This is a genomic window from Undibacterium sp. CCC3.4, assembly GCF_034347425.1.
GTDB lineage: Bacteria > Pseudomonadota > Gammaproteobacteria > Burkholderiales > Burkholderiaceae_D > Undibacterium.
Map to the genome: position 1 here is coordinate 1851010 of NZ_CP133779.1, position 18856 is coordinate 1869865.

Sequence of the window (18856 nt, forward strand, 5' to 3'; positions counted from 1 at the left end):
TGCCGCAGCCAAGCCGCGCAGTCTTGCGCAAGCTCTGGCACAATAGGAGATTACTTGATGAAGTCAGTGAAAGAGGTTTTCCCTATGGCCGCCTATGAAATGCGTGTCACCGTCGTGACAAAGTATTTACCCGAACAATCAGAGCCTGATCGCGGCAGTTATGTATTTGCATACACAATCACGATCAAAAATACCGGAACGGTTGCAGCCCAAGTGATTTCGCGTCACTGGCTCATTACCGATGCCAAAAACCATGCGGAAGAAGTGAAGGGGCTGGGAGTCGTCGGCCATCAGCCATTTTTACCGCCCGGGCAAAGCTTTGAATACACCAGTGGCAGTTCGCTCGCGACCCCGCAAGGCTCGATGAAGGGGGTGTATTTTTGCGTGGCCGAAGATGCACATCGGTTTGAAGTCGAGATTCCCGAGTTCGTGCTTTCGATTCCGCGCACTTTGCACTGAGCTTGGGCTATTCCCGATTTGCCGGGTCGTGCAGTTGTTCTTGTTCTTCCTTGTGCGCCGACTGATCAGGTTTGCGCCCGCAATACATCGTCCACCAGACGATGAAGATCAATACGCTCAGTGCGCCGCAGGCTTCTAATGCTAATAGCCACATATTTCTTGTCCTTTGCCGTACAGATGTCAGTACGACGGTTAATTCGATTTTTCCTTACTATTATCCATACTATATAGGAGTCCCCATGGAATTCGCATGCATCTTGGTAGAAACCAAAGACAAAGTCGGCCTGATTACCTTGAATCGCCCGAAGGCATTGAATGCTCTCAATGATGAATTGATGAATGAGCTCGGCGTGGCACTCAAACATTTCGATGCCGATGAAGGCGTGCAATGTATCGTCATCACCGGTAGTGAAAAAGCCTTTGCCGCCGGTGCTGATATCGCCGCCATGGCGAACTACAGCTATATGGACACTTACAAGGAAGACTACATTACGCGTAATTGGGAAACGATCCGTCAGATACGTAAGCCCGTGATTGCAGCAGTGGCCGGTTATGCCCTGGGCGGCGGCTGTGAGTTGGCAATGATGTGTGATTTCATCATCGCGGCCGAGAATGCCAAGTTCGGTCAGCCGGAAATCAAACTCGGTACCATGCCTGGTGCCGGTGGTACTCAACGCTTGCCGCGCGCGATTTCAAAATCGAAAGCCATGGACCTGTGCCTGACGGCGCGCATGATGGATGCGGCCGAAGCCGAGCGTGCCGGTTTGGTATCGCGCATCGTGCCGGTGGAGAAACTATTGGAAGAAGCGCTGTCTGCCGCTAATACGATCGCGTCGATGTCTTTGCCGATGGTGATGATGATTAAAGACAGCGTCAATCGCGCCTATGAAACCAGTTTGTCCGAAGGTGTGCATTTCGAGCGTCGCCTGTTCCAAGCCAGCTTCGCCACTGAAGATCAGAAGGAAGGAATGCAGGCTTTCATGGAGAAACGTCCGGCCGTGTTTAAAAATAAGTAAATAATTTAGCTGAAAGACTTGCGTATGAGTAAGCGACTTGCTATAGTCCGACTCCCGCTGACGAGTGCAGCGAGATAGCAACAAGGCAAGCGTCTTACCCCGACAATGTTTGAATAAAACGGCGTCAAGTAAAACAGGGTATTGACAGCAGCCGGTAAGTACTGCATAATCTCGTTTCTCTGCTGCTGACGAACACAACGCTTCGTAGCAAACCTCGCAAGAGGAAGCGGAAAAGAATACGGTTCTTTAACAATTAACAGTCAATAAATGTGAGCACTTGATGAAAGCGCACCGACTAAATTTATTTAGTCGGCATGCTTAAAAAATATCAAATGCTTCACAAGAAATAAATAATAGGAAAGTCGCTCAGCAATGAGTGACGGAACTGTCAGTATTTTGAGTGAGCGATCTGTCGGCAACGACAGAGTTCAGAAATGAACACAAAAACAGAGATTAAACTGAAGAGTTTGATCCTGGCTCAGATTGAACGCTGGCGGCATGCCTTACACATGCAAGTCGAACGGCAGCGCGGAATGGGGTAACCCGGACTGGCGGCGAGTGGCGAACGGGTGAGTAATATATCGGAACATACCCTAGAGTGGGGGATAACGTAGCGAAAGTTACGCTAATACCGCATACGCACTAAGGTGGAAAGTGGGGGATCGCAAGACCTCATGCTCATGGAGTGGCCGATATCTGATTAGCTAGTTGGTAGGGTAAAAGCCTACCAAGGCGACGATCAGTAGCTGGTCTGAGAGGACGACCAGCCACACTGGAACTGAGACACGGTCCAGACTCCTACGGGAGGCAGCAGTGGGGAATTTTGGACAATGGGCGCAAGCCTGATCCAGCAATGCCGCGTGAGTGAAGAAGGCCTTCGGGTTGTAAAGCTCTTTTGTCAGGGAAGAAACGGCATGCTCTAATACAGCGTGCTAATGACGGTACCTGAAGAATAAGCACCGGCTAACTACGTGCCAGCAGCCGCGGTAATACGTAGGGTGCAAGCGTTAATCGGAATTACTGGGCGTAAAGCGTGCGCAGGCGGTTATATAAGTCAGATGTGAAATCCCCGGGCTCAACCTGGGAACTGCATTTGAGACTGTATGGCTAGAGTGTGTCAGAGGGGGGTAGAATTCCACGTGTAGCAGTGAAATGCGTAGATATGTGGAGGAATACCGATGGCGAAGGCAGCCCCCTGGGATAACACTGACGCTCATGCACGAAAGCGTGGGGAGCAAACAGGATTAGATACCCTGGTAGTCCACGCCCTAAACGATGTCTACTAGTTGTCGGGTCTTAATTGACTTGGTAACGCAGCTAACGCGTGAAGTAGACCGCCTGGGGAGTACGGTCGCAAGATTAAAACTCAAAGGAATTGACGGGGACCCGCACAAGCGGTGGATGATGTGGATTAATTCGATGCAACGCGAAAAACCTTACCTACCCTTGACATGTACGAAAGCCTGAAGAGATTTAGGTGTGCTCGCAAGAGAATCGTAACACAGGTGCTGCATGGCTGTCGTCAGCTCGTGTCGTGAGATGTTGGGTTAAGTCCCGCAACGAGCGCAACCCTTGTCATTAGTTGCTACATTTAAGGTGAGCACTCTAATGAGACTGCCGGTGACAAACCGGAGGAAGGTGGGGATGACGTCAAGTCCTCATGGCCCTTATGGGTAGGGCTTCACACGTCATACAATGGTGCATACAGAGGGCCGCCAACCCGCGAGGGGGAGCTAATCCCAGAAAGTGTATCGTAGTCCGGATTGTAGTCTGCAACTCGACTGCATGAAGTTGGAATCGCTAGTAATCGCGGATCAGCATGTCGCGGTGAATACGTTCCCGGGTCTTGTACACACCGCCCGTCACACCATGGGAGCGGGTTCTGCCAGAAGTAGTTAGCTTAACCGTAAGGAGGGCGATTACCACGGCAGGGTTCGTGACTGGGGTGAAGTCGTAACAAGGTAGCCGTATCGGAAGGTGCGGCTGGATCACCTCCTTTCTAGAGTAGCGCCGTAGTTGAGTGTTCACTTTTATTGACTGTTAAATTAAATAACGAGAAATGGTTTTGTCGGAATCATCGGGCAGTAACCTGTAAGGGTCTGTAGCTCAGTTGGTTAGAGCACCGTGTTGATAACGCGGGGGTCGTTGGTTCGAGCCCAACCAGACCCACCAAGAATTAATCAAAGTTTAGTTATGCCTCAGAAAGCGTAGCGAGCGCTTCAAGGTTCAATCGAGAAGCGCAGTCGCACTTCGGTACGACGAGCATCGGAGATTGAAGATTGAAGTGCGCAGTAGCTTAATGAGGTGTAAGAGGGGGATTAGCTCAGCTGGGAGAGCACCTGCTTTGCAAGCAGGGGGTCGTCGGTTCGATCCCGTCATCCTCCACCAAGAAATAGCAAACCTAAGTCAGCGAATGAGTAAGACGCAGAGATTTAGGTTTGATCTTTCAAAGCGAAAGTCAGAGTAATAAGTAGTATCTCGTTCTTTAACAATTTAGAAGAAGTAAAGTAGAAATAATCAAATTATTTCTGTAAAGGATAACATCGGAAGATGTTGTCGTTCGGTATGACGACAGTCATGCTGGATAATTTATGGAAGGGTTATGATTGTATCGAAACAAACAATGTATTAAAAAGAGTTTGATCAAAAGCAGCCGAAAGGCAGTTTTAGAAAAAAATAAATTCTTGAGATACGGCAAACGCTAAAGTAATACTCATAAGTAGTAAAGAACTATAACCGCTTTCTGGCGATGAACCTGGTTTCAGCAATGAAACGAGACGCCAGAAGCTAAAGTTATAGGGACAAGTGACTAAGTGCACATGGTGGATGCCTTGGCGATATCAGGCGATGAAGGACGTAGTAGCTTGCGATAAGCTGCGGGGAGTGAGCAAACACACTTTGATCCGCAGATTTCCGAATGGGGAAACCCGGCCGTAAGGTCATTGCATACTGAATACATAGGTATGCAAAGCGAACGTGGCGAACTGAAACATCTAAGTAGCTACAGGAAAAGAAATCAACCGAGATTCCCAAAGTAGTGGCGAGCGAAATGGGAAGAGCCTGCAAGATTTAGCATTTTTGATAGACAAACGCAATGGAAAGTGCGACCAAAGAGGGTGATAGTCCCGTAGTCGAAATCATCAATGTGGAACTAAGCTTGCGACAAGTAGGGCGGGACACGTGAAATCCTGTCTGAACATGGGGGGACCATCCTCCAAGGCTAAATACTCGATATCGACCGATAGTGAACCAGTACCGTGAGGGAAAGGCGAAAAGAACCCCGGGAGGGGAGTGAAATAGATCCTGAAACCGTGTGCATACAAACAGTAGGAGCGGACTTGTTCCGTGACTGCGTACCTTTTGTATAATGGGTCAGCGACTTACATTCAGTGGCAAGGTTAACCGCATAGGGAAGCCGTAGAGAAATCGAGTCCGAATAGGGCGAATCAGTCGCTGGGTGTAGACCCGAAACCAAGTGATCTACTCATGGCCAGGTTGAAGGTGCGGTAACACGCACTGGAGGACCGAACCCACTAATGTTGAAAAATTAGGGGATGAGCTGTGGGTAGGGGTGAAAGGCTAAACAAACTTGGAAATAGCTGGTTCTCTCCGAAAACTATTTAGGTAGTGCCTCTTGTATCACCGTCGGGGGTAGAGCACTGTTATGGCTAGGGGGTCATCGCGACTTACCAACCCATTGCAAACTCCGAATACCGACGAGTGCGAGCAAGGGAGACAGACATCGGGTGCTAACGTCCGGTGTCAAGAGGGAAACAACCCAGACCGCCAGCTAAGGTCCCAAAGTATAGCTAAGTGGAAAACGAAGTGGGAAGGCTAAAACAGTCAGGAGGTTGGCTTAGAAGCAGCCACCCTTTAAAGAAAGCGTAATAGCTCACTGATCGAGTCGTCCTGCGCGGAAGATGTAACGGGGCTAAGCTATACACCGAAGCTGCGGATATCCATTTATGGATATGGTAGGAGAGCGTTCTGTAAGCCTGCGAAGGTGTCTTGTAAAGGATGCTGGAGGTATCAGAAGTGCGAATGCTGACATGAGTAGCGATAATGGGGGTGAAAAGCCTCCACGCCGTAAGCCCAAGGTTTCCTGTTCAACGTTCATCGGAGCAGGGTGAGTCGGCCCCTAAGGCGAGGCAGAGATGCGTAGCTGATGGGAAGCAGGTTAATATTCCTGCACCGTCGTATGATGCGATGGGGGGACGGATCGCGGAAGGTTGTCCGACTGTTGGAATAGTCGGTTTCTGGCTCAAAGAAGGCGCTTAGGCAAATCCGGGCGCGGAATTCAAGGGGTTGGGACGAGTGCACTAGTGCATGAAGCAATCGGAAGTGGTTCCAAGAAAAGCCTCTAAGCTTCAGTCATACGAGACCGTACCGCAAACCGACACAGGTGGGCGAGATGAGTATTCTAAGGCGCTTGAGAGAACTCGGGAGAAGGAACTCGGCAAATTGGTACCGTAACTTCGGGATAAGGTACGCCCTTGTAGCTTGACTGCCCTGCGGCAGAAGGGTGAAGGGGTTGCAATAAACTGGTGGCTGCGACTGTTTAATAAAAACACAGCACTCTGCAAACACGAAAGTGGACGTATAGGGTGTGACGCCTGCCCGGTGCTGGAAGATTAAATGATGGGGTGCAAGCTCTTGATTGAAGTCCCAGTAAACGGCGGCCGTAACTATAACGGTCCTAAGGTAGCGAAATTCCTTGTCGGGTAAGTTCCGACCTGCACGAATGGCGTAACGATGGCCACACTGTCTCCTCCCGAGACTCAGCGAAGTTGAAATGTTTGTGATGATGCAATCTACCCGCGGCTAGACGGAAAGACCCCATGAACCTTTACTGTAGCTTTGCATTGGACTTTGAATCGATCTGTGTAGGATAGGTGGGAGGCTTAGAAGCGTGGACGCCAGTTTGCGTGGAGCCATCCTTGAAATACCACCCTGGTTTATTTGAGGTTCTAACCTTGGCCCGTTATCCGGGTCGGGGACAGTGCATGGTAGGCAGTTTGACTGGGGCGGTCTCCTCCCAAAGTGTAACGGAGGAGTTCGAAGGTACGCTAATTACGGTCGGACATCGTGATGATAGTGCAATGGCATAAGCGTGCTTAACTGCGAGACTGACAAGTCGAGCAGGTACGAAAGTAGGACATAGTGATCCGGTGGTTCTGTATGGAAGGGCCATCGCTCAACGGATAAAAGGTACTCTGGGGATAACAGGCTGATTCCTCCCAAGAGTTCATATCGACGGGGGAGTTTGGCACCTCGATGTCGGCTCATCACATCCTGGGGCTGTAGCCGGTCCCAAGGGTATGGCTGTTCGCCATTTAAAGTGGTACGTGAGCTGGGTTTAAAACGTCGTGAGACAGTTTGGTCCCTATCTGCCGTGGGCGTTGGAAGTTTGAAGGGGGCTGCTCCTAGTACGAGAGGACCGGAGTGGACGAACCTCTGGTGTATCGGTTGTCACGCCAGTGGCATTGCCGAGTAGCTATGTTCGGAAGAGATAACCGCTGAAAGCATCTAAGCGGGAAACTCGCCTTAAGATGAGACTTCCCAGAGACTAGATCTCTTTAAAGGGTCGTTCGAGACCAGGACGTTGATAGGCTGGGTGTGGAAGTGCAGTAATGCATTAAGCTAACCAGTACTAATTGCCCGTAAGGCTTGTCCCTATAACCTTAGCAGGTATAGGCTACGAGTGAGTATATGAAGTGTTTGCCGGAATGATTCGGTACAAATCATAACCAAAAAATAATAACAAGATTATTAAGACTTTACTTCTTCTGAATTGGATTGATTGCGTGCCTCAGAGTAAGGAGGTACACAATGAATCAACAAGTTATGCCTGATGACCATAGCTAGTCGGCCCCACCCCTTCCCATCCCGAACAGGACCGTGAAACGACTACGCGCCAATGATAGTGCTGCAACCAGTGTGAAAGTAGGTTATCGTCAGGCTTCTATTCTGCATGCCCCCGTTCTCTTGTGAGAGCGGGGGTTTTGCTTTTATAAAGTAGGAAGTATCAAGTAATAGAGTAAATAATAAAAATAATATGCAATGCTGCAGCGACCGATATGGCGCGGCAGAGTGAAGTAAAGAATTCGGGTGCTGGACTTGTCATGTATGGCATTCCAGCTACCCAGTAAGTTATGCCTGATGACCATAGCTAGTCGGCCCCACCCCTTCCCATCCCGAACAGGACCGTGAAACGACTACGCGCCAATGATAGTGCTGCAACCAGTGTGAAAGTAGGTTATCGTCAGGCTCTTGATATGAAAAAACCCCGTCTGTTGATATAGACGGGGGTTTTTTTATCAAAAATCTGACTAGGGTTTGAAACCCCGGCCGTCAGAGGCTGTCGCAAAAGCCTGATGGACGTTTTTTACACCTGAAACACCGCATACTTCGTCATTCCCGCATGCTTTTGGCGGGAACCCAGCGTCGTTTTTTACACTGAAAATGCCACAATTTCTGGCATTTTCAGTTAAGCACGAACGCCGCTGGGTTCCTGCCAAAAGCGCGCAGGAATGACGTGGCCACCAGTCAGGGTAATGATACCGACTCACTACCCTTTTGCGACAGTCTCTTCAGGCCGGAGAGCGACGAAGGAGCGACGCGATGGGAGGGGATGCAAACCCCTTCCAGAGTCTTTTCCATCGTCGCTTGCGACGATCCACTAAGTTGTTGGCGCCGGAGATTAGAAGCTGCGTCCGACTTTGATGACAGCCAGATTCGCGCCCGGGTTCGGGTGTTTGATTGCGCCATTCGAGAAATGTTGTATCTTCAGACCGATATCCCAACCACTGTTGAGCACATAGCCGACACCGATGTGGTCGCCGAATTGGAAGGCGGTCGAAAATTGACGGTTGTTATTGCTGTAGACATGGGAAAATAAATGCGCGCCGATACCGGCTTCGCCATACCAGCCCTTTTTATTATCATTTTGTAGACGGAAGACCGGCGTGATACCGATGTCGGTGATGTTTTGCGTGGCACCGCTGACGCCTTGATAGGCATTGTTGCGCCATTGAGTAAGCGTGACATCCCAATAGCCGCCGAGATGGGTGCCATTGGATTGGAACCAGGCTTTATCCCAGTTCCACTGTGCGCCGGCGCGCACGAATTGCGAACGATTTCCGCTGGCGAATTCGCCGGAAACCGAGTCAAGCGCGTAGGCGCTGGTCGTGCTCAACAACAGGCCGAGGGCGGCCAACAAAGCTTTTCGATTCATCGTTTTCATTGTGCAAATTTGCTGAAATAAAAAAATACTAGGGTAGCATGATTCGACCTCGCTGATCATCCTGCTCTACAATGGCATCTGTTTAATTTTTTCTTTTACTGACCAATGTCACCAACTCGCGACACAATTCACATTGCCTTTCTTGGCATCGGTTTGATGGGTAAGCCGATGGCGCAAACTTTGCTCGCTGCCGGTTATCGCTTATCGGTTTGGAACCGGAGTCCGGCCAAAGCGGCTGCACTCCAAGAGTATGGGGCAGAATTGGCGCTCGACGCTGCTACGGCGGTGGCTCAGGCCGATGTGGTGATCACCATGCTCGATGCCGGTCCGGTGGTACTTGAAGTGGTGCAGCAGATCGCTCCAGCGCTGCGCGCCGGCGCGATCGTCATCGACATGAGCTCGACCCGACCGGATGAAGCACGGCAATGCCATGCCATGCTCGCCGCGCGCGCGGTCGGCTTCATTGATGCGCCGGTTTCCGGCGGCGTGATCGGTGCCCAAGCAGGTACGTTGGCGATCATGGCGGGTGGTTCAGTGGCCGATTTTAATGCGGTTGCGCCGCTGTTTGACGTACTCGGGCGGGCCACCCATGTTGGTGCGGCCGGTACCGGGCAATTGGCGAAGTTGTGTAACCAGCTCATAGTCGGTGGCACAATTAATATCATCGCCGAGGCTTTATTGTTGGCACAAGCAGGCGGGGCTGATCCGGTCGCGGTACGCCAAGCTTTACGCGGCGGTTTTGCCGAAAGCCGGATTTTGGAAGTGCATGGTCAGCGCATGCTCGAGCGTGCCTTCATCCCCGGTGGCCAGGTCAAGACCCAGGCCAAGGATATGGAGAATATCTTGAGTGCCGCCGCTGCCGTCGGTCTGACGCTGCCATTGAGCCAGCAGGTGGCGGCGATCTATGCCGGCTTGCTGCCCGATTATCCGCAGGCCGATCATTCGGCCGCGCTGCTGGCACTCGAACAGCGCAATCCCGGGCTGCGCCTCGGATCTTTACCCGATCAATTACCATGAGCGGCGTGCGTCGCGATGGCTCTGTCATTTCACCAGGAATAAGCATGAGTTCAACCATAGTTCGCGGGGTTTGTCCGCATGATTGCCCCGATACCTGTGCCTTGTTGGTGACGGTCGAAGATGGCAAGGCCGTTGCCGTTAAAGGCGATCCCGATCATCCGACTACGGCCGGGGTGCTGTGTACCAAGGTGTCGCGCTATACCGAGCGTACCTACCATCCGGAACGACTGTTGTATCCGCAAAAACGGGTAGGAAAAAAAGGCGCCGGCCAGTTTGTCCGCATCAGTTGGGAAGAGGCGCTGAGTACTATCGCGGCGCGGCTCGCACCGCTGGCGGCCGAGCGGCCATTGGCGATCCTGCCTTACAGTTATGCTGGAACCATGGGCTTGTTGCAGGGTGATGGCATGGCGCAGCGGTTTTTTCATCGTATCGGCGCGTCGTTTCTCGATCGTACCATTTGCGCTACCGCCGGCGGTGTCGGTTACAAGTACACCCTGGGCGCGCGCGTCGGTACCGATACCGAACAGGTGCAGAATGCTCGCTTGATCATCATCTGGGGTGGCAATCCTATCGCCTCGAATCTGCATTTGTGGATGCGGGTGCAGGAAGCCAAGCGAGAGGGCGCGCAATTGATTTGTATCGATCCCTATCGCTCGTTGACGGCCGAGAAGTGTCATCAGCATATCGCACTCTTACCCGGTACCGATGCGGCGCTGGCGCTGGGCATGATGCATGTGCTGTGTGCCGAAGATTTGCTTGACCATGCCTATATCGCTGCGCATACCTTGGGCTTTGCCGAGCTCAAACAGCGTGTGGCCGAGTGGGATCCCGAACGTGTGGCGGCGGTGTGCGGTATTACTGCAGCAGAAGTGATTGGTTTGGCACGCGCCTATGGTCAGGCTGGTCAGCGCGGTGAGCCTAGTCTGATACGTATGAATTACGGCATACAACGCGTGCATGGTGGTGGCATGGCGGTACGGAATATCGCTTGTCTGCCAGCCTTGACCGGGGCTTGGCGGCACGCTGCCGGCGGCGTGCAATTATCGCTGTCCGATAGTTTTCCGCGTAATACCGCGTATTTGCAGCGTCCCGATTTGTTTCCGGCTGAGTTGCCGCGTCGGACCATTAACATGAGTACCATCGGAGACGATTTGCTGCGCCCGAGTTCGGCCGAGTTTGGCCCGCAAATTGAAGCCTTGTTTGTGTATAACTCCAATCCGGTAGCGATCGCGCCGGAATCGGGCAAGGTGATGCAAGGTTTTGCGCGTGAAGACTTATTTACGGTAGTGCTTGAACATTTCCAAACCGATACTGCCGACTATGCCGATCTGCTGCTGCCGGCCACCACGCAGCTTGAACACACCGATATTCACAGCACTTATGGTCACTTGTATATGATGGCGAACAATGCGGCGATTGCGCCGCTCGGTGAAGCCAAGCCTAACAGTGAAATTTTTCGCTTGCTAGCGCAGGCGATGGGTTATACCGAGCCGTGTTTTTCTGAGAGCGATGATGAGATGGCCAGTCGGGCCTTTAATAACAAGGATGAACGCGCGATTCATTTCGACTGGGCTTCCTTGAAAAAAACCGGTTGGCAAAAACTACGCGTGAAAGCGGCGCCGTTTGCCGAGGGTGGGTTTACCACGCCATCTGGTAAGTGTGAATTTTATAGTGCGACGATGGCGCGTGATGGTTTTGACCCTTTGCCCGGCTATACTGCGCCGCATGAGTCGGTGGCCAGCGCGCCACAGTTGGCGCAGCATTATCCTTTGGCGATGATTTCGCCGCCGGCGCGTAATTTTCTTAATTCGACCTTCGTCAATGTCAAGAGTTTACGCGATACCGAAGGCGAGCCGCATCTCGATATGCATCCCGATGACGCCACTGCACGCGCCATCGCTGATGGCGATATGCTGAGAATTTTCAATGATCGTGGCAGTTTCGTCGCGCGTGCGCGGGTGACCGACAAGGCACGTGCCGGCTTGGTGGTGGCCTTGTCGATATGGTGGAAGAAGCTCGCCAGCGACCATAAAAATGCCAATGAAGTGGTGAGCCAAGGCTTGACTGATATGGGTAAGGGACCGACGTTTTATGATGTGCTGGTGCAAGTAGAACGCCTGAACGAATTGCCTTGAGGCTCGTTTACTAGAGAACAGTTTCAATTTGCAGCTAAACCGCTTGCCATGTGCCCTCATTGTCGCTAGCATCAATGACGGCGCAGTACACAGATTAAAAAGAACGATCATGCTTTTTATTCGCTTGTGAGCAACAATATCGAGGCGAAAAAAATTTACGACGACATAACAATCAGAGACGAGGACGTATATGGACAAGTTTTGGCTTAAATCCTATCCCGAAGGGATTCCTGCAGAAATCGATGTGACCCGCTATGAATCGCTGGTACAGATGCTCGACGAAGCATTCAAAAAATTTGCTCCGCGTAATGCTTATGCCTGCATGGGGGCAGTTCTGACGTATGCTGAACTCGACCGCTTGTCGCAACAAGTCGGTGCTTGGCTGCAGAGCCGCGGCTTGTCGCAGGGTGCGCGGGTGGCGATCATGATGCCGAATGTCTTGCAATATCCGGTGGTGATGGCGGCGGTACTGCGCGCCGGTTATGCCGTGGTGAATGTGAATCCGCTGTATACGCCACGGGAACTTGAACATCAATTGAAAGATTCTGGCGCGGAGGCGATTTTTATTTTGGAAAATTTCGCCATCACGCTCGAGCATGTGTTGGCAAAAACCGCGATCAAGCATATCGTGGTGGCGAGCATGGGCGATATGTTAGGCGGCCTCAAAGGCATGCTGGTCAATTTCGTTGTGCGCAATGTAAAAAAAATGGTGCCGGCATTTTCGCTGCCAGGAGCACTGCGTTTCAAGCAAGTGTTGTCGCAAGCTGCGGGCATGAAGTTGAAACCAGTCATTATCAAGCATGATGATGTGGCGTTTTTACAGTACACCGGCGGTACCACCGGTGTCTCGAAAGGTGCGACGCTCACGCACCGCAACGTGGTGGCCAATGTTTTGCAAAATGATGCATGGCTCTCACCAGCTATGTCTGGTCATGAAGATGAAGCCAAGGTGATCGTCTGCGCCTTGCCGCTTTATCATATCTTCGCCTTGACGGTATGCAGTTTGCTCGGCACGCGCATCGGTGCGATGAATTTGCTCATTCCTAATCCGCGCGATATCCCTGGGTTTATCAAAGAATTGCAAAACTATAGGGTTAATATTTTCCCCGCCGTGAATACGCTGTATAACGGCTTGCTCAATAATCCCGAATTCGCCAAGCTCGATTTTTCTGGTTATGAAATTTGCAGTGGCGGCGGTATGGCAGTGCAAAAAGCGGTGGCCGACAGATGGCTCAAGGTCACTGGTTGCGCGATTGCTGAAGGTTACGGTTTGTCGGAAACCTCACCGGTGGCTACGGCTAACCCGGCGAATACCAAAGAATTTTCCGGCACCATAGGCATGCCGGTCCCATCGACCGATATCATGATTTTGGATGATGACGGTAATTCGGTACCACTTGGGCATGCCGGTGAAATTGCGATTCGTGGCCCGCAAGTGATGGCCGGTTATTGGAACCGTCCGGAAGAGACCGCCCAAGCCATGACGGCTGATGGTTTTTTCAAGACTGGTGACATCGGTATTATGGATTTTCGCGGTTACACCACGATCGTCGATCGTAAGAAAGATATGATTTTGGTTTCCGGCTTTAATGTCTATCCGAATGAAATCGAGGGCGTGGTCGCCATGCATCCGGGCGTGCTTGAGTGTGCTTGCATCGGCGTACCGGATGCCAATTCGGGCGAGGCGGTCAAATTGTTCGTGGTGCGCCGGGATCCGACTTTGACGGTGGATCAGTTGATGGACTATTGCAAAGAGCAATTCACCGCTTACAAAAAACCGAAGTACATTGAATTCCGTCTGGAATTGCCGAAGACGAATGTCGGTAAGATTTTGCGGCGTGAATTGCGCGACGAAAAAAATCAGCTTAAGCGCCGGCTGAGTGGAAAAAAAAGGAAGGCTGCGGCCTTCCTTTTTTGTTTTTCGTCAGTGCTGCCGTTCACGCCAAGCCGGGGCGGCCATCTTCGACGGTGAAACTCTTGAGCGTAGCGATGCCGGATTCCGGATTGGCGACGTCATCGAGTGCGAGGAAATGGCTGAGCATTTTTTTCTCGGTAATTTCCAACAGCATGTAACCACGTTTGTCGCTGCGACCATATTTCAGATGGGGGTTGGCTAGCACGATCTGATCAGTAATTTCTTGCGGACGCGAATTCGAGGTGATCGAGGTGCCGCAAAATTCAGTGGCGATGCGGGGATTGCTTGCGCTGGCGCGGGCGTTGAAGTCTCGTTTCAGATGGGCGGCATAAAACGTATGCACGTCGCCGGAAAGGACGACCGGATTATTCACTTGGTAGCGCTGTAAGTCATCGAGCAAGCGAGTGCGTCCGGCTGGATAGCCGTCCCAGCCATCAGTCCAAAAGCGTGCTTCGGCATTAGCGCCAAGCGGGCTTAAGTTACATTGTGCCATCAGGGTTTGCTGCGCGAGGATATTCCATTTACCGGGCGACTTTGCCAAACCACGCGCCAGCCATTGTTCTTGTTCGTAGCCGAGCAGGGTGCGAGTGGGATCGCGCAGCTCATTGCATTCGCCGTAGCTGACGAAATTCGAACCACCACGGCCGGGTTTGGCACAGGCTTGGTAGGAACGGTATTGGCGGTCGTCGAGCACATGCAAGCGTGCCAGCCGACCCCAATCGTAGCGATCATACAAGCGCATATGGGCAAACTGGGCCGGCGTGACGGTCGCTTGCTGCAGGCGTACCGGCATATGTTCGTAGAAGGCCTGATAGGCGGCGGCGCGCCGTGGCATGAAGTTAGGATCGAGCCGTTCATCGCGGTCATTACCGTAGTCATTACTCACTTCGTGATCATCCCAGGTGACAATCCATGGTGCGCTGTGGTGCGCCGCTTGCAGTTGCAGGTCGCTTTTGTATTGCGCATAGCGGGCGCGGTAGCCGGCCAAGCTGCTGCTTTCGATGTCGCGTCGGCGTGGGCTGTTCGGGTGGCGCAGGTCGTAGGGACCCCACTCGTAGATGTAGTCCCCGAGGAAGGCGACCAAATCGGGTGCGGCAGCGGCGATGTGGCGATGTGCCGCATAGGCGCCGTATTCCCAATGCTGACAAGAGGCCACCGCAACGCGTAACAAAGCCACGGCGGCGTCGGCAGCCGGTGCAGTACGGGTGCGTGCCGGTGGGCTGACGGCGTCGCCGAGCAGAAAGCGATACCAGTACCAGCGATCTGGGCGTAAGCCGGTGACATCGACGTGCACACTGTGCGCCAACTCCGGCAGGGCAAACGCCTCGCCGCGTGCGACGATGCTGGCGAAGGTATGCTCATCCGCGACTTCCCAGCGGACTTTGTAGACGGTATCGCCATAGACTGGTTCGGCCAGCGGCGCGGCGATCAGGCGGGTCCACAGCACCACGCTGTCCGGGCGTGGTGAGCCCGAGGCTACGCCGAGCGCAAACGGATAACCGCCGCTGTAGCGTTCGGCCGCCTGACCGGGAAACGCGCGTGCCAGCGCAGCGAGGGCGGCCAGTTTCAGTGAACGGTGCAGGAACCGCCGACGCGTCGCCATCTCAGCGTACCGTCGCCAGTGCGCTCAGCGGTGGGATCTGGCGCGGTTTGCGCTCTTCATCGGTAGCGACGTAGGTCAGAGTGGCTTCGGTGACTTTGACGGTGCTGGCTTGCAGACGGTTACGTTCGGCATACACTTCGACCGAAATGGTGATCGAGGTATTGCCGACCTTGACGACTTCGGCATAGAACGACAGCAGGTCGCCGACAAACACCGGTTGTTTGAACAGGAAAGAGTTGACCGCGATGGTGGCGACGCGGCCGTTGGCGCGCCGGGCGGCCGGAATCGCTCCGGCGATGTCGACTTGGGACATGATCCAGCCGCCGAACACGTCGCCATGGATATTGGCATCGGCTGGCATAGGCATGACCCGCAGGGTAGGCATGTGGGGCGGCAGAGTAGTTTGCATGAGATCAGACATCGCGAGCTTCCTTAAAACGTTACAATCTGGTTCGGCGTGGCGCATGATGCAGTTTCATTGGCACGCCATTCGGTACCTCATGATAAACCACTTCAAGAAAAGACTCCTACGATGCGTCGCAGAGAAAACACCGGCAACCGCAGCCTGCCCGCTGCCGACCAGCCACGCGGCGACTGGTCAACCATCAAAACCCTGTTGCCTTATCTGTGGGCCTACAAATGGCGGGTGTTATTGGCTTTGTCATTTTTGGTCGCGGCCAAGCTGGCCAATGTCAGCGTGCCTTTATTGCTGAAAAAATTAGTCGACAACATGACGATTTCGCCCAGCCATCCGGCGGCGCAGTTGGTCCTGCCGGTCGGTCTGTTGTTGGCCTATGGTGCGCTGCGCTTGTCGACGACGATGTTTACGGAATTGCGCGAATTTGTCTTCGCCAAGGTGACGCAGCGGGCGGTACGCACGATTGCCTTACAAGTGTTCCGTCATTTGCATGCGCTGTCGCTGCGCTTTCATCTCAATCGTCAAACCGGTGGCGTCACGCGGGACATTGAACGCGGCACGCGCGCGGTGTCGTCGCTGGTGTCGTATGCCTTGTTCAGCATTGTGCCGACTTTGTTGGAAATTACCATGGTGCTGATTTATTTGAGCACGCATTATGATAAATGGTTTGGCATCATTACTTTTTGCGCGCTGTTTTTGTATATCGCTTTCACGATTACGGTTACCGAATGGCGCACGCATTTTCGCCGCACCATGAATGAGCTCGATTCCAAGGCGCATACCAAAGCGATCGATTCCTTACTCAATTATGAAACGGTAAAGTATTTTGGCAATGAGGAATACGAAGCGCAACGCTATGACCAAGGCTTGCAGAATTTTGAGGCGGCTGCCGTTAAATCGCAGACCAGTCTGTCTTTACTCAATACCGGGCAGTCGCTGATCATCGCCACGGCCGTCACGTTGATATTGTGGCGCGCTACCGCCGGTGTGATCGATGGCAGTATGAGTCTGGGTGATCTGGTGTTGGTCAATTCTTTCATGCTGCAATTGTATGTGCCGCTGAATTTTCTCGGTGTGTTGTACCGCGAGATCAAACAGAGCATGGCCGATATGGAGAAACTGTTTTCTCTGTTGGAGCAGAATCAGGATATTGCCGACAGTGAAACAGCGCTGCCGCTGCGTATCAAGCACGATGCTTCGATCAGTTTCGAACACGTCAATTTCAGTTATGAGAGTAATCGTCAGATTTTATTCGATATCAATTTCACGATAGCCGCCGGTACGACGACGGCGGTGGTTGGCCACAGTGGTTCCGGGAAGTCGACGCTGTCGCGTTTGTTGTTCCGTTTTTATGATATCGAGAGTGGCGTGATTGCGATCGCTGGCCAAGATGTGCGCGCGCTGACCCAGGCCTCGGTCCGTGCTGCCATCGGTATCGTGCCGCAAGATACAGTTCTGTTCAACGATACGATTGAATACAACATCGGTTATGGCAAACCGGGTGCAAGCAAGGCAGAAATTATCGCCGTGGCCAAGGCCGCGTATATCCATGATTTCATCGAGTCGCTGCCGGATGGTTACCAGGCTATGGTGGGTGAGCGCGGCTTGAAATTATCGGGCGGTGAAAAACAAAGGGTGGCGATCGCCAGGACGCTGCTGAAAAATCCGCCGATTTTGATTTTTGATGAAGCGACCTCGGCGCTCGATTCGCAATCTGAGCAAATGATACAGGCGCAATTAAAAGAGATTTCACGCAGCCACACCAGTTTGGTGATTGCCCATCGGCTCTCGACCATCGTCGATGCACAGCAGATTTTGGTCATGGATCAAGGCCGTATCATCGAGCGCGGCACCCATGCGCTGTTACTGGCTCAGCAAGGCGCGTATGCACGTATGTGGGAGCGCCAACAAAGTGGTGCGAGCGAAGTCGCTGTCGCCGCATTGGCGGAAATATAAATGGAAACCAAGTGGCTGGAAGATTTTGTCTCGCTGGCTGAAACCAATAGTTTCAGCCGTTCGGCGGAGTTGCGTCATGTGACGCAGCCGGCATTTTCGCGCCGTATTCAATCGCTGGAAGCGTGGTTGGGCAGCGATTTGATCGACAGGACTTCCTACCCGACACGTTTGACACATGCCGGTGAAGTGTTTTACGAGCAGGCGCTGGCGATGTTGGGGCAGATTAATAATGCGCGGGCGCTGTTACGCGGTAAACGCACCAGCCCACAGACTACGGTCGATTTTGCCGTGCCGCATACGCTGTCACTGACCTATGTACCACGCTGGCTGACCGGCCTGGAAAGTGCCTTCGGCGAAATTCATAGCCGCCTGCTGGCGCTGAATGTACATGATGCCGTCATGACGCTGGTTGAAGGCGGCTGTGATTTGTTGCTGTGCTATCACCATCCGCGCCAACCCTTGTTACTCGATGCCAGTCAGTACGACATGATCAGCATGGGCCGCGAAGCGCTGCGCGCCTATACCCGTTGCAATAAGCAAGGACAGCCCGATTTTGTTTTGCCCGGAACGGCCGAGGCACCTTTGCCATTTTTGGCCTATGCGAATAATGCCTACCTCGGGCGCATGGTCGATTTGGTGCTTAATGATGGTCGAATTCCTTTGCATTTGGAAAAATGCTATGAAACCGATATGGCGGAAGGTTTGAAAATGATGGCGCTGGAAGGCCGCGGCGTGGCATTTTTACCGGCCTCGGCGGTCACTCGCGAAGTACGCCAAAAACTGTTGGCGCGTGCCGATGAAGAGAGTGGTGCTTGGGAGTTGGAGATGGAAATTCGTTTGTACCGCGAACGCCCCTCCTTGCAACGTCCGGGCAAGGCGGTGGTATCACGTTTGTGGGAATATCTTGAGCAAGTTCAGTCAAGAGATGATAAAAAAGTACAGAAGAAAAATCGAAAATAGCGATTGATAGCGGTACTTTATTTTGCTTTTTATGGTGTGAAACGGAAACTATGCGTTCATTGCATAGATTCATGCAAACAAAGCATTGGCTGATTTTTGAAGCGGAAGACTACACTGCGTGGGCTTTTCGGTGT

Annotated in this window: 11 protein-coding genes, 2 tRNA genes and 4 rRNA genes; 13 read left to right on the forward strand and 4 right to left on the reverse strand. The window is 52.6% G+C overall.

What is annotated here, in order from left to right; translation table 11 throughout:
• Positions 1 to 84: 84 nt before the first annotated feature.
• Positions 85 to 459 (forward strand): Co2+/Mg2+ efflux protein ApaG, encoded by a 375-nt coding sequence (gene apaG, locus RHM61_RS08510; RefSeq protein ID WP_322251072.1) that lies wholly within the window; start codon positions 85 to 87, stop codon positions 457 to 459.
• Between the two features lie 7 nt (positions 460 to 466).
• Here apaG and RHM61_RS08515 read toward each other — a convergent pair whose 3' ends face one another.
• The gene (locus RHM61_RS08515) at positions 467 to 613 is read right to left on the reverse strand and encodes a hypothetical protein (protein ID WP_322250691.1); all 147 of its coding nucleotides are present in this window, start codon (positions 611 to 613) and stop codon (positions 467 to 469) included.
• An 85-nt stretch (positions 614 to 698) separates the two neighbouring features.
• Here RHM61_RS08515 and RHM61_RS08520 point away from each other — a divergent pair, with 85 nt between their 5' ends.
• The 7 genes from RHM61_RS08520 (at position 699) to rrf (RHM61_RS08550) (ending at position 7743) form a co-directional block, all read left to right on the forward strand.
• Positions 699 to 1475 carry an enoyl-CoA hydratase gene (locus tag RHM61_RS08520; RefSeq protein ID WP_322250692.1) on the forward strand — a complete coding sequence of 259 codons (777 nt, stop codon included), beginning with the start codon at positions 699 to 701 and terminating at the stop codon, positions 1473 to 1475.
• Positions 1476 to 1930: 455 nt separating this feature from the next.
• A 16S ribosomal RNA gene (locus tag RHM61_RS08525) occupies positions 1931 to 3474 on the forward strand.
• A 96-nt stretch (positions 3475 to 3570) separates the two neighbouring features.
• Positions 3571 to 3647: transfer RNA gene (locus RHM61_RS08530), tRNA-Ile, on the forward strand.
• Between the two features lie 140 nt (positions 3648 to 3787).
• Positions 3788 to 3863: transfer RNA gene (locus RHM61_RS08535), tRNA-Ala, on the forward strand.
• Between the two features lie 411 nt (positions 3864 to 4274).
• A 23S ribosomal RNA gene (locus tag RHM61_RS08540) occupies positions 4275 to 7150 on the forward strand.
• Between the two features lie 172 nt (positions 7151 to 7322).
• Positions 7323 to 7435, forward strand: a 5S ribosomal RNA gene (gene rrf, locus RHM61_RS08545).
• Positions 7436 to 7630: 195 nt separating this feature from the next.
• Positions 7631 to 7743, forward strand: a 5S ribosomal RNA gene (gene rrf, locus RHM61_RS08550).
• Together the 16S, 23S and 5S rRNA genes with 2 tRNA genes alongside form the textbook arrangement of a ribosomal RNA operon.
• Before the next feature lie 432 nt (positions 7744 to 8175).
• On the opposite strand, the gene RHM61_RS08555 is transcribed toward rrf (RHM61_RS08550), so the two are convergent.
• Positions 8176 to 8709 (reverse strand): acyloxyacyl hydrolase, encoded by a 534-nt coding sequence (locus tag RHM61_RS08555; RefSeq protein WP_322250693.1) that lies wholly within the window; start codon positions 8707 to 8709, stop codon positions 8176 to 8178.
• 114 nt (positions 8710 to 8823) lie between these two features.
• Here RHM61_RS08555 and RHM61_RS08560 point away from each other — a divergent pair, with 114 nt between their 5' ends.
• From RHM61_RS08560 to RHM61_RS08570, 3 genes are all read left to right on the forward strand, one after another.
• Positions 8824 to 9735, forward strand: coding sequence for an NAD(P)-dependent oxidoreductase (locus RHM61_RS08560; protein WP_322250694.1), 912 nt, complete (start codon positions 8824 to 8826; stop codon positions 9733 to 9735).
• 44 nt (positions 9736 to 9779) lie between these two features.
• Positions 9780 to 11870, forward strand: coding sequence for a molybdopterin oxidoreductase family protein (locus RHM61_RS08565; RefSeq protein ID WP_322250695.1), 2091 nt, complete (start codon positions 9780 to 9782; stop codon positions 11868 to 11870).
• A 190-nt stretch (positions 11871 to 12060) separates the two neighbouring features.
• On the forward strand, positions 12061 to 13842 hold the full coding sequence (locus RHM61_RS08570) for a long-chain-fatty-acid--CoA ligase (RefSeq protein ID WP_322250696.1): 1782 nt from the start codon (positions 12061 to 12063) through the stop codon (positions 13840 to 13842).
• Here the strand turns inward: RHM61_RS08570 and RHM61_RS08575 are convergent.
• Both RHM61_RS08575 and RHM61_RS08580 read right to left on the reverse strand, forming a co-directional pair.
• Positions 13808 to 15388: an alkaline phosphatase D family protein gene (locus RHM61_RS08575; protein ID WP_322250698.1), complete on the reverse strand. Its 1581-nt coding sequence runs from the start codon at positions 15386 to 15388 to the stop codon at positions 13808 to 13810. The genes RHM61_RS08570 and RHM61_RS08575 overlap by 35 nt on opposite strands.
• Before the next feature lies 1 nt (position 15389).
• Positions 15390 to 15809, reverse strand: coding sequence for an acyl-CoA thioesterase (locus RHM61_RS08580; RefSeq protein ID WP_322250699.1), 420 nt, complete (start codon positions 15807 to 15809; stop codon positions 15390 to 15392).
• A 111-nt stretch (positions 15810 to 15920) separates the two neighbouring features.
• On the opposite strand from RHM61_RS08580, the gene RHM61_RS08585 reads away from it, so the two are divergent.
• Complete coding sequence (locus tag RHM61_RS08585) at positions 15921 to 17762, forward strand: ABC transporter ATP-binding protein/permease (protein WP_322250700.1); 1842 nt, start codon at positions 15921 to 15923, stop codon at positions 17760 to 17762.
• Entirely contained in the window at positions 17763 to 18722 is a 960-nt protein-coding gene (locus RHM61_RS08590; protein ID WP_322250701.1) for a LysR family transcriptional regulator, read from the forward strand.
• Positions 18723 to 18856 lie beyond the last annotated feature (134 nt).